The organism is Nocardia sp. NPDC003963, from assembly GCF_053605105.1.
This window is the reverse complement of sequence record NZ_JBSGIP010000026.1, coordinates 9,356-24,996: the sequence shown is the minus strand read 5'-3', so window position 1 is coordinate 24,996 and position 15,641 is coordinate 9,356. Positions and strand designations below refer to the sequence as shown.

At 70.0% G+C, this 15,641-nt stretch carries 5 protein-coding genes; all 5 read right to left on the bottom strand.

Annotated elements, in window-relative coordinates:
* Window position 1 precedes the first annotated feature (1 nt).
* The 5 genes from ACWEWT_RS27715 to ACWEWT_RS27695 all read right to left on the bottom strand — a co-directional run bounded on the left by ACWEWT_RS27715 (window position 2) and on the right by ACWEWT_RS27695 (window position 15,634).
* Complete coding sequence (locus tag ACWEWT_RS27715; protein WP_452563270.1) at window positions 2-436, bottom strand: nitroreductase/quinone reductase family protein; 435 nt, start codon at window positions 434-436, stop codon at window positions 2-4.
* A gap of 655 nt (window positions 437-1,091) precedes the next feature.
* Complete coding sequence (locus ACWEWT_RS27710; RefSeq protein WP_452563269.1) at window positions 1,092-5,468, bottom strand: amino acid adenylation domain-containing protein; 4,377 nt, start codon at window positions 5,466-5,468, stop codon at window positions 1,092-1,094.
* Window positions 5,465-10,447 carry an amino acid adenylation domain-containing protein gene (locus ACWEWT_RS27705; RefSeq protein WP_452563268.1) on the bottom strand — a complete coding sequence of 1,661 codons (4,983 nt, stop codon included), beginning with the start codon at window positions 10,445-10,447 and terminating at the stop codon, window positions 5,465-5,467. The genes ACWEWT_RS27710 and ACWEWT_RS27705 overlap by 4 nt, the downstream gene beginning before the upstream one ends.
* Entirely contained in the window at window positions 10,434-11,288 is an 855-nt protein-coding gene (locus tag ACWEWT_RS27700; RefSeq protein ID WP_452563266.1) for a 3-hydroxyacyl-CoA dehydrogenase family protein, read from the bottom strand. The genes ACWEWT_RS27705 and ACWEWT_RS27700 overlap by 14 nt, the downstream gene beginning before the upstream one ends.
* Window positions 11,285-15,634 carry a condensation domain-containing protein gene (locus ACWEWT_RS27695; protein ID WP_452563264.1) on the bottom strand — a complete coding sequence of 1,450 codons (4,350 nt, stop codon included), beginning with the start codon at window positions 15,632-15,634 and terminating at the stop codon, window positions 11,285-11,287. Before ACWEWT_RS27695 ends, ACWEWT_RS27700 begins: the two co-directional genes overlap by 4 nt.
* Window positions 15,635-15,641: the final 7 nt, after the last annotated feature.

Genomic DNA, 15,641 nt, shown 5'->3' with positions numbered 1-15,641 from the left:
ATCAGGCGCGACGCAGCGCCAGAACGGGAATGGTGCGGAATCCGGCCGCTTTCTGCTCGTATTCGGCGAATCCGGGGTAGCGGCGGGCCTGTTCGCCGTAGATCCGGTCGCGTTCGGAGCCCGTCAGCTCCGTCACGGTGACCGGGTAGGTCTCGGTGCCCCGTTCTACCGTGGCCTGCCCGGCGGCGGTCAGATTGTGGTACCAGTCCGGGTTGGTGGGCGCGCCCGCCTTGCTGGCGAATACGTAGACGAGATCCTCGGGTGCCTGTTCGTCGGCCAGGTACATCATCGGCGTCACCGATTCGCGACCGGTACGCCGGCCACGATGGTGCACCAACGCTATCGGCGCACCCTCGAACGGCCCGCCGACCCGGCCCTCGTTGGCGCGGAATTCCGCGATGATCCCGTTGTTCCAGGCGTTCCAGTCGTCTGCCATACCAGGCATTATCCCGCCGCGTACCGGTCGCGGCCGGACGTCTGGTCGTGCGGCGGGTCAGCACGGCGACCGGCTGCCACACTGCGAATCATGGCGTTCACCGACGATCCCGACGGCGACCGGTTCTTCGCACTACGCACCTTCCGCACCGACGGCACCCCGGTCACCACCGAGGTCCGGCCGGCCCCGGCGCACGGACGCCGGTACGGAATCACCCCGGCCGGCTCAGGGAAGGGCGCGACGGATCGAACAGCAGCCCCGGGTCGAACCCGCTGGAATCCGCCGGCGCAACCATGGACGCCTCCTGCATATCGAGTAATGGACCCGAGTACAACCACCCCTGCCGCGCGACCGGACTCAGCGCCCTCCCCGGAAAACTGCGGATAGCCACCGGCCCGGTCCCAGCAGACGATCCCCGGCCACCGTTTCCGAGATCAGGCCTCGGCCGCCGTCCTCGCGGCCCAACCAACTCCTCGTCGAATTCGCGGCGCACGGCGCGGACCTGCTCGGACTCACCCTTGGGAATCGACCACGCCCCGCATCCTCACCCGCCCACAGGGGCCTGCCCATAGGCTCGGCAGCACTCGCACCTCCGGGTCACGACGGAACAGCAGAACTCCGGCGCTGTATTTCATGACGTGTGTTCTGCCGCAACCTATCCGTTCGACAATGCGGTGATCGCGGATCGCAGGCCGCGTGCGAGCGCGGTGATCGTCGTGGCCTCCCACAGCGGTGCGGCGTAGCGGATCTCGCCGTGGATGCCGGCCGGTTCGCCGCCGGGCCCGGTGGCTTCTCCGAGCTGGATGAGTATCTCGAACTCCGCTCGCTGGGGTGGCAGTTCGCGCAGCCGGACCTCGATATCGCCCGCGCCGCCCGCGACCGGGATATCGCGGAAGAACGTGGTGACGATCTGGGGCAGCGGGCGGTCCGGTCCGGCGTGGGCGGCCGTGGTTCGCTCGAACGGGTAGCGCCTGTTCTCGTGGGCTTCCAGGATGCGGTCGCGAATCTGGTCGATCAGTTGTCCGGCATCCGGTGCGGTGGTGCGGTCGGTGCGGATCAGCACGATATCGGCGGCACAGCCGAGCATCGTGTCGAGTTCGGGCCGATCGCGTCCGCTCAGTGCCGTGCCGATGACCAGATCGGGTCCGGCGCCCATATCGGTGAGGGCATGGACGAGGGCCGCGTGCAGGACGGCGTAGGTGGTCGCCCCACGGCTACGGGCGGTGTCCCGCACCGCGGCGTGGGTGGCCGCGTCGAGGGTGAACGGCAGCAGCGCCGCCGGGTATCCACCGGCAGCGGAGCGCGGGTGGTCGACGGCCAGCGGCGGGGTGTACTCCAGTCCGGACAGCAGGTCACGCCAATACTGCGCGTGGACGGAATCGTCGCCGTGGTCACGCAGCCACCGGGCGTAATCGGCGAACTGGACCGGTGGCGTCGGCCAGCCGGGTGCCGTGCCTTCGGCGCGTGCGAGGTAGGCGAACTCGAATTCGCGCAGCAACAGCGCCAGTGATTCGGCGTCACCCGCACAGTGGTGCAGGATCACGAGCAGAACGTGATGATCGGGCGCCAGCCGGTACAACCGCACCCGCAGCGGCGCCTCGGTGAGCAGCCGGAAACCGCGGTCCAGCTCCGCTGCCAGCAATCGGTTCAGGTCCTCGACGTCGGTGAACTCGCGGTAGTCGACAGCGTCCCGGTTGAAGGCCGCGATCCGCTGGATCGGTCCCGAAGCGGTGAAAGGCAGTGTGGTCCGCAGTATCTCGTGCCGCCGCACCACATCGCCGACCGCCGTCCGCACGATCGCTGCGTCGAGTGAACCGATGAGGTCCACGGCGGCGGGCATCAAGTAATCGGCCGCGCCGTCGCTGAGATAGTTGACCGTCCAGAGTCGCTGCTGGCTCGGTATGAGCGGAATCGCGTCATCGGGAAGGGAGGCGGTACCGTCGCTCTCCCGGTACGCGACGTCCACTGGTTCCCGGTCGACAGCGCCGGGATCGCCGCCGCGATCGGCGATGCGCCGCTCCAGCGCGGCGACGGTGGGCGCGTCGAGCAGATCGCGCGGACTCACCACAACACCGAAGGTCCGGCTCGCCGCCGCCGAAAGCCGTATCGCCGCGAGCGAGTTCCCGCCGATACGGAAGAAATCGTCCTGCACGCCGACCCGCTGCTGTCCGACGGCGTCGGCGAACAGCCCGGCGAGGATCTGCCGGCGTGGTGTCCGCGGCGGCTCCGCGGCGGCCGCGGCAGGCATGGTCAACGCGGTGCGGTCGACCTTGCCGTTGGCCGTCAGTGGTAGCGCGGGAATCTGCACGATCACGGCCGGCAGCAGATAGGCGGGCAGAACCCGCGCCAGCCGGGTTCGCATGACCGCGGTGTCGATCGGTTCGGCGGCGACCACATGGGCGACCAAACTCTTGCCCGCCGCCACCCGGTGCGCCGTGACGACCGCCGCGGTCACCCCCGGCATGTCCCGGATCGCGTGTTCGATCTCCCCGGGCTCCACCCGGATGCCGTTGACCTTGACCTGCCGGTCACCGCGGCCGAGGAACCGCACGGCACCGTCGGCGCCCCAGCTGCCGTGATCGCCGGTGCGGTACATCCGCGACCCCGGGGCGCCGAAGGGATTGGCCGTGAAGACGGTCGCGGTGCGGCCGGGCATCCGGTGATATCCGCGCGCGAGGCCCGCTCCGGTCAGGTAGATCTCGCCGACCATGCCCGGCGGTACCGGGCGCAGCAAGGCGTCGAGAATCAGTACCTCGGTGTGGTCCACGGCTCGGCCGACCGGAATCGCCTCGTCGGGCAGCGGTCCGGCCGGAATCGAGTAGGCGGTGGCGTAGGCGGTGGCCTCCACCGGACCGTAGATGTTGACGATGTCCAGTCCGGGCGCCGTCGCGCGCATCGCGCGCACGGTATCGAGGGGCAGGATGTCACCGGCGCTCGACAGCGTGCGCAGTCGGCCGAGGCTCTCCGGTATATCGTCGACGAGCACCTGGAACAACCCCGTCGCCAGCAACGCCGCCGTGACTTCGCCCGCCCGCAGCACCTGGCGGAAGTCTTCGGCCCCGAGCCGGTCCGGTGTCGCGATCACCACGGTATGCCCCTGCAACAACGGCATCCAGAGTTCCCAGACGACCATGTCCCAGGCGTAGGGCGAATGCATCAGCATCCGTGCGTATTCCGGGCCCGCGGCGATCCGGTCGACCGCGCGCGTCACCATCGCGCGGTGCGTGGCGAGTACGCCTTTCGGTGCGCCGGTCGATCCGGAGGTGAACATCAGCCAGGCGGCCGCGTCGGCGGGTACCGAGTCGGCCGGTGCGGTCGGGACCGGCCCGTCGGACCGCGAGACGCTGCGCACCAGCGCGATATCGTCGACAACGAGTTCGGTGCCGATGAAGGACAGCATCCAGGCGATACGGTCGGGCGGGTCCTGCTCGTGCAGCGGAACGCAGATCGCGCCGAGCCGCATCAAAGCCAGCGCCGCGACGACCAGTTCCGGGGTGCGCGGCAGGCGCAGACCCACCGGTGTTCCGAGTCCGACACCGTGCCGGGAAGCGAGGTGGTGGGCGAACCGTTGCGCACGAACCTGCAGTTCGCGATAACCGACGTGCTCACCCTCATACCAGAGTGCAGAGCGTTCGGGGTGCCGGCGCGCGACCGAATCGAAGACCTCCGCGATACCGCGATCCGTCGCGCCCGCCGGATCCTCGTGCGGGCTGCGCGGCACGACCGACGCGGGCGCGCGGGTCAGCCGACCGGCGGGCATATCCGCGGAAGCCGCCGCCACGTCGTTCATCGCGGTCAGGAAGCGGCTGTGCAGACTCGCCAGCGCCTCGCGGTCGCACCGATCGGCGGTGCTGTCCATATCGATGCGTGGCGGACCGTCACCGAGATGGATGCCGATGCCGAATGCCTCGGTGTATCCGGTCGATACCGGGATCGGTGTGGCGACCACATCACCGAAGCGGATATCGGGCGCAGCGGGCAGGATATTGAGCACCGGGCCGGTGATGCGGTGCTCACCGCCCGGGGACGTGCCGTCGGCGAGCAGGTCGAATCGCCGATAATGCTGGTGACGCAACACCTTTCGCAGTTCCGTCTGCGTTGCCGCGGCCAGTGCGCCGATGGACCCGCAGGGGTCGACCTCGACGCGCAGTCCGACGACGTTCGAGGTCATACCGAGTGCGCGCCAAGATCGTTTGGCCGGCACCGGCAGACCGAGGACCACGGTCCGCGCACCGGAATCGGCGTGTAGCAGCAGCGCCGTCGTCGCGGCCAGCAGGGCCGGCCAGTCCACGCCGAACCGCGCTGCTGCCTGCCGGAATTCCCGCCATTCCTCGTCACCGGGACCACCCGAATGCCGGATCGGCCCGGACGCGCCGACGGCGACCGGCGGATGGGTGAACATCGGCGCGTCGGGCAGCCCGGCGAGCCGTCCGGACCAGAACGCACGGTCGTCGGTGAACCGGCGTGAGGCGCGATACCGACGGTCCTGCTCGACATATCCCGCGACGGTATCGACGACTTCCGGCGCGGGCTCATCACCGAGCAACGCGGTGTAGGCGCGCGCGACCGCCCGGATGAGGGCCAGCGACGCGCCGCCGTCGAGGACGATGTGGTGGGCGCGGAGGGCCCAGAGGTGACCCGCCGCACCGAGGTCCAGCAGATGGTGGTCGAACAGCGGTGCGACGGTCAGGTCGAAGGCAGGTGGGGCCGCGCGCAGGTAGGCCAGTGCCGCCTGGACCGGATCGGCGGCCGCACCGAAATCGCGCCGGTGCAGGATCCATTCGGCGCAGTCCTCGATCACCTGACGTGGTTCGGGGCCCTCGGTGTCGAGCCGGATGCGTAGGGTCTCGGCGCCCGCGACGACACCGCGCAGCGCGCGTTCGAACAGGCCGGGATCGATACGCCCGCGCAGATGGAGGTAGCCCTCCAGGCGATAGCGATGATCCGCGCCGTTCAGGGTGGTGTAGGCCCAGATCTCCTGCTGCGCGACGGTCAGCGGGTAATCGATCCGGCACTGTGTCGTCTGCGTCATCTCACTCCGTTCGCGCCGTCGGCGGGCAGGGTCGCGACCCGTTCCAGTTCGGCTTCCAGCCGGGCGATCACCCGGCGTGCCAGATCGTCGTCCAGCAGATCGCGGTGCCAGTTCAGTGCCACTGTCAGCCGGTCGCGCGGCCATACCGTCGCGGTCAGCGGAAACAACGTGATCTCCCGCGACGACAGATCGGTCAGCACCAGGTCACCCATGGTGACGGGGGCCGGTGCGACGTCGACCGGATACGACTCGAACACCAGCAGCGTGTCGAAGTACTCGCGCACCGGAACGCCGACCACGTCCTCGATCTCGGCCGGGCCGAGATGGTGATGGTCGAGTAGTGCCGCCTGCTCGGCCTGTACCGCCCGCAGACGGGCGCCTATCGGCTGGTCGTCACGGCGGCGCACCCGCACCGGCACGGTGTTGATGAACGAGCCGACCATGGCGTCGACGCCGGGGATGCTCGCGGGCCGTCCGGAGACCACCGCGCCGAACACGACGTCGTCGGTCCCGGTGAGATCACCCAGCACCGACGCCCACACGTACTGCAGGACGGTGTTCAGCGTGACACCGGAGGCGGCGGCAACATCGGCCAGCGCGGCGGTACGCGCGGCCGTCAGCGTCACCCGGTGCTCGGAGTGCGACCGCACCGGATCGCGCGGTGCGGCGCCGGGCGCGGCGACCAGGGTCGGTGCGGCGAGGTCGTGCAGGGCAGCGCGCCATGCCGCGGCGGCGGGCCCCCGGTCCTGCGCGGCCCGCCAGCGCAGGAAGGTGGCGAACCCGTCGTCCACCTCACCGGCGTCGGCCACACCGAGCGCGAAGGCGCTCAGCAGGTTTCGCATCAGGATCGGCACGGACCAGCCGTCGAACAGCAGCCGGTGATTGGTCACCGACAGCAGGTAGCGGCGCTGCGCGGTCCGGACCAGCAGGAATCGGATGAGCGGCGGCGTGTCCAGGTCGAATGGGCGCACCTGTTCCGCGGCCAGGACATCGTCCAGTTCGGTGCCGCGGTCGCGCAGGTCGATTTCCCCGACCTCGATCGGCGCGGTCGCGACGACGAGCTGCCGCCACCGGCCGCCGCCGTCGCGGAGGAACGCTGCCCGCAGCGCGGAATGCCGATCCACGACATGCTGGGCGGCAGCGCGTAAGCGTGCGAGATCGGGAGTTCCTTCGCAGGTCAGCACCACCTGGAGAGTGTGGATTTCCGGTCCCTCCGAGGGTGCGAGGTCGGCGAACTTCTGCTGGATCGGGGTGAGCGCCCGGATATCGCGCAACCGGCCGTAGCGGCGCTCCCAGCGATCGATCTCGGATTGCCGCAGACCGGAGGGGGCGAAATCCGAGGGTGTCCACCCGCCGGCGGCGGGATCGGCCGCGTGCCGCGCCAGGGTGCGCAGGACCGTTCCGAACAGCTCGGCGAACTCGTGGACGCGGTCGGCTCCGATCAGGGTTTCGGGGAACGAGAAACCCGCGGTGAGCCGATCACCGACCACCGCGGCGTCGATCGCGAGAGCCACATCGGCAGGTAGGCCGGGGTCGATCGGATCACGGTCGCTCGCGAGGGCCGTGGGCAGCCAGGGGCCGTTCGCCGCGGAGATCGCGCCCAGATACGTGAACGACAGTTGAGTGGTCTCGGCCGGGAGATCGACGCCGGTACCGAAGTGGCGCAGCAACCCGTAGCCGAGGCCGCCCTCGGGTACGGCACGTAGTTGTTCCTTGACGGTTTTCACCGCACCGGCGAGGGCGCGCCCACCCACGATCGCGTCCGCGATATCGAAACCCGTCAGGTCGAAACGGCACGGATAGGCCGCGGTGAACCAGCCGACCGTGCGCGCGAGATCGGCGCCGGGCACGAGATCGCCGTGCCTGCCGTGGGATTCCAGCCGCACCGGGACGACGGAGCTGTCACCGCCGCGCCACGCGACCATCGCCAGGGTCAACGCGGTCAGCAGGACGGTGTTGGTATCGGTGCCGTAGCGCGGAGGCACTGTGGTCACGGCGGCGGAGGTCGTCGCCTCATCGAACTCGCAGACGATGCGGCGCATCGTGGCGGGGCCGTCGATACGCGGATCGAGCCCGCGATCGGTGAACAGCGGATCGGGCCCGCGCAGCAGTTCCCTCCATATGTCGGCCTGGGCGAGCAGTTCGACGTCATCTGCTCTGTCGCGCAGCGCGTGTGCCCACCGCCGCATCGAGGTGCCGGTGGCGGGCAACCGCGGCGACCGGCCCGACTCGAGCCGGACCCACGCCGCGACGAAGTCCGGGATCAGGACGCGCCAGGACACACCGTCCACCGCGATGTGGTGGATCACGACAACGAGCAGCCCACCGCGATCGCCGCGGCCCCGATCGAGCCAGACACACCGCAGCACGACCCCGTTCGCCGGGTCGAGGCGGCCGGTCGCGGCATCCGTCTCACGAGCGAGGATCGCGGCCTCTTCGACGTCATCGGCCGAGGAGATATCGACCCGGCGGAGAACCGACCCGACCTCGAAGGATCCGGGTGGGTCGGCGAACAGGCGCCACTCGCCGGCCGCGTCGCGGTAGAGCCGGGCGCGCAGCATATCGTGCTGTTCGACGACCGCACCGATCACCTGTCGCACCGTGGTCGCGGTGATGCCCGCGGGCAGGTCGAGCACCATGTGCTGGGCGTACCGATCGAACGGCACGCGACCGGATGCGGCGCGCTCGATCAGCGCGAGGACGGCGGGCGGCGGTGGCATCTCTCCGACCCCGGCCCCGGGTAGTTCGGCGAGCGTATGCCGCTCGGGCGCTCCGGTCGTGGCGACCGTGGACAGCCCCGCGACGGTGGGCCGTTCGAAGACCTGCGCGGGGGTGATGTGGACGCCCCGCGATTTCGCCCGGGAGACCAGCAGAATCGACATGACGCTGTCACCGCCCATGGCGAAGAAGGATTCGTCGACGCCGACCCGATCCCGGCCGAGCACCTGTCCGAACACCTCGGTCAGCGTCTGCTCCACCGGCGTCGACGGCGCACGGTACGGGATGTCACGTGGCGCCGGTTCGGGCAGCGCCGCCCGGTCCACCTTGCCCGCCGTGGTGGCGGGGAACGCCTCCAGCACGACGATATCGTCGGGCATCATGGCAGCCGGGAGGGCGCGGGACGATTCCGCGCGGAGTGCGTTCGGAGCGCACACCGCGCCCGCTACCGGCACGACATAACCGAGGAGCCTTCCGTCGGGACGCAGCGTCGCCACCGCCTGCGCGACCGTCGCGCATGCCGAGAGCGCGGCCTCCACCTCGCCCAGTTCGATACGTACGCCGTGGCGTTTGACCTGAAGATCGGCTCGGCTCTGGTACTCCAGCAGCTCGGTCGCCGCATTCCACCGGACGATATCGCCGGTGCGGTACAGCCGCGCACCGGGTTCGTAAGGGTCCGCGACGAAACGCTCGGCCGTACGCGCGGGTTCGCCCTGATAGCACCGCGCCAGCTGCGCGCCCGCGAGATACAGTTCGCCGGGCAGCCCGTCGGGAACGGGGCGCAGCCGCGCGTCGAGTACGTACGCCCGCGTATTCGTGGCGACCGAACCGATGGGTATCGACGCCGGAGCCGGCACATCCACCGGGTATCCCGTGACGGCCCCGGTCGTTTCGGTCGGCCCGTAGAGGTTGTGCAGCCGCGCGGGGGTCGCCGCACCGAAACGCCGCGCCAGGGCGGGTGTGAGCGTCTCCCCGATGGTCAGCACGCGGCGGACGCAGGCCGGAAAGCCGGACACCACAGTGAGGTGGTTGCTCAGCGTCGAGGGCACGAACTGGAGGGTCGTCACCGCGTGCGCGGCGATCAGCCGGGTCAGTTCGGCCGGATCGGTGTGCGCCGACGGCGGGGCGATGGCAAGGGTCGCTCCGATACTCGCCGGCCAGAACAGCTCCCAGATCGAGACGTCGAAGGTGACCGGCGTCTTCTGCAGGACGGTGTCGGTCTCGTCCAGGCCGATGTGCTCACTCATCCACCGCAGATGGTCCACCACCGCCACATGCGGGACCGCGACCCCCTTGGGCACACCGGTCGAGCCGGAAGTGAACATCAGGTACGCCAGATTGCCGGAGTGTAGGGGCGCGTGCCGGTCGGCGTCGCGCAGCGGTGTGCCGTCTTCGTCCACATCATCCGGCTCGTCGAGGTAGTGGACGGGCACGGCATCGGTGGCGAAGCCGTCGCCGCGTGTGCTCAGCACCAGTACCGGCTCGGCCACTGTCAGGATTCGATTCAGCCGCTCGGCCGGATGACCCGGTTCCAGCGGCAGATACGCACCGCCCGCCTTCAGCACCGCGTACACCGCGACGACCGCTTCGATCGAACGGACCATCGCCACGCCGACCGCCGTATCCGGCCGGACACCACGCCGAACCAGACTGCGTGCCAGTCGATTCGCGCGGGTGTCCAGCTCACCGTAGGTGAGCGAATCCGCACCGTGCACCAGTGCGATCGACTCGGGCGACCGGCGGGCGATCGACTCGAAACCGGTCAGGGTGGTGGCGTGCGGGTCCCGGGGGCGAACCGGGCCGCCGCGGCGCAGAATGCGCGCGCGTTCCTCCTCGGCGGTGAGGTCGACCCGGTCGACCGGGGTTCCGGGCGCGGCTACGAGTCGCGCGAAAAGCTCGGTGAATATCGGCAACTCGGCCTCGGGCACGCCGACTTGCCACCCGTCGTGGTGGTCGTGCACCGCGGTCGGGCATTCCGGTCCGGCAGCACCGGTCGTGCGCTGCCGGAGCAGCGCCCCGACCCGGGTGGCGACGCTGCGGAAGTCGTCGCGCACCGACACCGTCACGCGGATCTCGATCGCGGTGGTACCGGACCGGTAGCCGACGGTCACCCGGTCCGCGCCCGTCCGGCGATGCGTGTACACCGCCAGTGCGGCCAGCACGACCGCCGCTGTCCCGCCGCCGCTGCGCCGGGCCAGCGGACCCAGCCCGGGCGTCTGCTCGAGCGGGTGGTCGAGTGTGCTCGTCTCAAGGGTAGGCATGGAATCCCCTTCCCGATTTGCGGCCCAGGTGCCCGTTCTCGACCAGCGTGGCCAGCACGTCCGGCACGCGATAGCGGCCGTCGCCGGTGGCATCGCGCAGCACCGCGAGGGTGTCGGCCACATTGTCGAGGCCGATCAGATCCGCGGTGCGCAGTGGCCCCATCCGATGACCGAGGCAGCCCTCGAACAGGGCATCGACCGTGGCGGCGTCGGTTCCGGATTCGGTGACAGCGGCGGCCTCCGCGATGGCGAGCATGAGCACCCGGTTGATAACGAACCCAGGACCGTCACCGACCACGATGCCGCGTTTACCGAGTGCACTCAGGAAGTCGAGCGCGGTGGCCAGCGTGCCGGGCGCGGTCTGCGCGGCCGTGATCACCTCCACCGCCTCGGTCAGCGGCGCGGGGTTCATGAAATGCAGTCCGAGCATCCGCTCCGGCCGGGTGGTGCGGGCCGCCAGGTCGGTGATAGGGATGGCCGAGGTCCCTGACGCGAACACCGCCGACGGCGCACACACACGGTCGAGTTCGCCCAGTACGCGGTACTTGAGCGCGACTCGCTCCGTGACGGATTCGATGACGAAGGTGGCCTCGCGCAGCTCCTCGATGTGCTGCGACCACCTGATGCGGCCGGTGATCTCGGCGAGCTCGCCGGGGTGTGGACCGCGGCCCAGCAGCACGCTCGAACGCAGCGTAGCGCGGATGCCGCGCCGGGCGCGTTCGGCAGCAGCGGGATCGGGATCGACCACGGTGACGGGCATGCCCGCTTCGGCCACGCACTGGGCGATACCCGCGCCCATCGTGCCCGCGCCGACCACGCCGATCCGGTGCTGTGTGGTCACGGGTGGATCTCCTGTTCGTCCTGGAAGGCTTCGATGCCGAGCACGGTGTCGTGCACCGGTTCGTCCGGTCTGTCGATCGCGGCCCGCGCCAGCGCGACCAGTTCGTCGGCGATGGCCTCGGCGGAGGATCGGTCGAACAGTGCGGTCGCGTAGTGCACACGCAACTCGGCGGAGTCGGGTGCCCATGCGAGCGCGAGTTCGGTCGCGGTATCCGCCGGCACCGCCCGCGCGTAGCCGAGGTACCGCAGGGTCGTCGCGCCGGTACTCGCGGCCGATTCCGGCGGGTTGTCCCGCAACGTCCGCCAGGTGGTGTCCGGACGGACGGTCACAATGACCTCTCGCGCACCCTCGGGTCCGTCGGGCAGGCCGATACGCAACCGGTCACCGCCGCTGTACCAGCCGAGCAGCACCGTGTATGCGTCGAACAGCGCGGTCCCGAAGGGTTCGAGTTCGGCGCGATCCAGCTCTATCGCGCGCGTGACCACTTCGTATTCCGAGGTGTTCCCGATGCGTGGCCGGTCGGCGGGGATCGACGTTGTCACCTCCGGGTCCCGCCGGGGTCCGGCGATCAGCGCCTCGATCGGCGGCGCGCCGATGTCGGACACCATCGCCGTCAGGATCTCCAGGAACGCGTCGCCGAGCGCGGTCACCGTCTGCGTGGTGAACAGCTCGGTGCTGAATTCCAGGCAGGCGCCGATATCGCGTGGGGCGCTGTCGGTGTATTCGAAGGTGATCAGCGTCAGGTCGAATTTCGCGGTTCCCGTAGGCAATCCGCCGAATTCGTTGCTTGCGGCGTGATCGAGATCGAACAGTTCCGCGCCGGCCTCGTCGATCCGCTCCATTCGTGGCGTCACCTGGTGGATGTAGAGCACATCGAACAGCGGTGTGCGCGACAGATCGCGCTGCGGCGCCACCGCATTGACCACCCGGTCGAACGGGATCTCCTGGTGTTCGAGCGCATCGAATACGACCGAGCGAACCCGGGTCAGCATGTCCGGCAACGTGGCGTCGGCGGTGAAGTCGGTGCGCAAGGCGACCGTACTGTTGAAATAGCCGATCAGTTCCTGGAATTCGCTACGGCCGCGTCCGGTGGTCGGGGTGCCGACGACGATATCGCGCTGGCCACTGTGCCGCGCGAGAGTCAGGTAGAAGGCGCTGAGCAGGACCACGAACAGCGAGACCGAGGTACGACCCGCCAGCGCACGCAGATCGGTGAGCAGCTGCGCGGGGATGGTGAACGGATGTAGGTCGCCGACATAGGTCTTGCGGTCGGGTCGTGGAAAATCCGTGGGCAGCCGCAATACCGGCGCATCGGCCAGCGTTTCGCGCCAGTAATCGAGTTCGTGGTCGAGCGCGGAACTCGCCAGCAGTGCGCGATGCCAGGCCGCGTAGTCGCGGTAGCGGATCGGCAGTGGCGCCAGGCGGTGCGACCGGCCCTCGCGCCGCGCGGCGTAGAGTTCCGGCAACTCGCGTCCGAGAATCGTCGGGGTCGCACCGTCGGTGACGGCGTGATGGCAGGTCAATTGCAGGACATGGGTATCCGGTCCCACGGTGATGAGCAGCACCCGCAACAGGGCGTCCACAGCGAGGTCGAACGGCTCGGTGGCGGCAGCGTGCACGAGGTCGCGGGCCGCGGCGAGCGGATCGGGTTCCGCGGAGACGTCGACGCGGCGAACGTAGTCGTCCAGCCGATCACGGATGCGCAGCACCGCGACGCCGTCCACTTCGGCGAAGTTGTACCGCAGGGTCTCGTGACGTTCGACGAGGTCGTCGAAGGTGCCGTGCAGCGCGTCCGGGTCGATCGGCCCGCGCAACAGCTGGACGACCGGGTAGTTGTACAGCGTCGTGCGCGGATCGAATTGGTGGTGGAACCACATCCGTTCCTGCCCCGAGGACATGACCGGTTCGTCGTGCGCGACCAGAGCCGGGATCGGTGCGCGCGCGGCGCCGACGGCGCGCCCGGTCGCGAGAAGCTCGGCGAAATCGGCCAGCCGAGGACGCTCGTAGACGTCGAGCAGTTTCGGCCGGAAACCATAGGTCTCCTCGATCCGGTCCACCAGTTGCACCGCGATCAGCGAATTGCCGCCGAGGGCGAAATAGTCCGCTTCTTCGTCGATCTCGTCGTCGGTGTACAACAGTTCGGCGAGGGTATGACGCAGCCAGCGCACCGGGTCGGAGTGGTCGTGCGGCGTGACGGGCACGGCGGGCGGTACGGCGACGGACGCCGCGGCGCGAGGCAGGTCGACCCAGCAGCCGGATTCGCGCATCGGGTGGCCGGGCAAACGTATCCGGCGGGCGTGGCCGGACGCGACGGCCGACCAGTCGAGGTCGACACCGTATTCGTACAACCGGCCCAGAAGTTCGTCCAGGTCGGCGGTATCGGCGGCGGCGGAGACGATCTCGGCTTCCGGGACGGCGTCGGCGATGAGCGCGGCGAGCCTGCCGTCCCGGCCGGGCTCCACGAAAACCACCGGTCCCGCAGCCATGAGGGTGCGCACCGCGCCGAGGAGCCGGTCGCCGTCGACGGTGGGCGCCGCACCGGCGAGTTCGGCCGGTTCGACCTCGTCGCGGGAGCCGAGCAGGTACCGGGCGGCGAAGCGTGAGGATCCCGCGCTCAGCAGTGCCGCGAGCCGGACCCCGCACGCGGTGAGCCGTTCGTGCACCGCGATCTGCCCGGCCAGCACCGACGCTGTCGTGCCGGTGGCGGGCAGCTCGGCGGGCAGTGCGGGCGGCTGCGCCACGACAGCGCCGGCCGGACCCGGTGGGACCGGAACGGCGTCGGGAGACAGCAACAGCACCACACGCGGCGCGGTCGGCACGCGGTGCGCGTACACCGCCGCCTTGTCCAGCGATTCGGCGAGTTCCGCCGTATCCGAGGCGGTCACCGCGACCCGGTGCTCGTACTGGTCACGACCGAGGGTGAGAGTCGCGGCCACTTCGTCCAGCGCGGCATCGGTGCCGCGCACCGCCTCGGCGAGCCGGGCGCACAGCTCGCTCAGCGCCTCGGGCGTGCGCGCGGAAACGCCGATCACGTGGGCGCGGCGCGACAGCCGGGTGGCGGGCACCGGCGGCGCCTGCGACACCACGCAGTGCGCGATACTGCCGCCCAGGCTGAAGGAGCTGACTCCGGCGGCGCGCACCGCGTCACCGCGCCACGGGCGACTCTCGGTCACCACGTCGATACCGGCGGTCGCCAGGTCGAAGTCGCCGGTCGGCCGGGTGAAGTGCAGCGACGGGAAAAGCTCCGCCTCCGATACGCTCAGCACCGCTTTGACCAGGCCGGCGATACCCGAGGCATGATCGAGATGACCGATGTTCGTCTTCACCGAACCGATGGGCAGGCCGGGACCGCCACCGAAGACAGCGCTGATAGATTCCAGCTCCACCGCGTCACCGAGCCGCGTCCCGGACCCGTGGGTCTCGAGGTAGCCGGCCACGCGCGGATCGAGTCCGGCAGTCTCCCACGCCTTGGCGATGACGGCGCTCTGGGCGGCGGCGCTCGGGGTGCTGATGGTGGCGGCGGCCGCGCCGTTGTGCCGGGTCGCGCTGCCGCGGATCACCGCGTGGATCGGGGCACCGTCGGCCAGCGCCCGGGCCACTGTGGTGAGCAGCAGGATCGCGCCGCCCTCGCCGTTCACAGTGCCGTCGGCGTCGGCGTCGAATGCGCGGCAGACGCCGGTGGGCGACATGATCTCGGAAAAGCTGCCCCCGCCCCAGGACGGAGAGCCGTGCACCCGCACGATCACACCACCCGCGAGTGCGTAATCGGCGTCCCCGCCCCGCAATTCGCGGCACGCCTGGTGCACCGCCACGAGCGCGCTGTTGCATCCGCTGTCGACACCGAAACAAGCGCCGGTGAAGCCGAACCGGTGCGCGATGCGCGCCGGGCCCGCGAAGGTGGCGTTTCCGAGCAGGCTCAACGGACCCGGGTCCACCGCGGCGGAGTGGTAACTCGACTGCGCCGCGCTCAGCGTGACGGCGGTGACCGCCCGGGCCAGCCTTTCCCTGGTGTATCCGGCGTCCTCGATCGCGCGCTGGGCCAGCAGCAGGGCGAGCCGCTGCTGCGGATCGGTGACACACGCCTCCCGGCGGGACATCCCGAAAAAGCGGTAGTCGAATCCGTCGATCTCGGCCAGGTGCCCCATCGGCAGGTAGGTGACGGTGTCGTCCAGGCCGGTGGCGGCGATCCGTTCGGGCGGCATCGGCCCCACCGAATCGCGCCCCGCGGCCAGGTTGGCCCGGAACTCCGCGAGGTCGGCAGCGTCGGGGAAGCGCGCACCGATACCGACGATCGCGATATCGGTGTCACGCGCGCGGGCGGTGGCATGCACGCCGGGGTCCGGCACGGTGTGC

Coding starts and splice junctions, on each gene's coding strand:
- ACWEWT_RS27715 (WP_452563270.1), bottom strand. CDS start 436: ATGGCAGACGACTGGAACGCCTGGAACAACGGGATCATCGCGGAATTC.
- ACWEWT_RS27710 (WP_452563269.1), bottom strand. CDS start 5,468: ATGACGCAGACGACACAGTGCCGGATCGATTACCCGCTGACCGTCGCG.
- ACWEWT_RS27705 (WP_452563268.1), bottom strand. CDS start 10,447: ATGCCTACCCTTGAGACGAGCACACTCGACCACCCGCTCGAGCAGACG.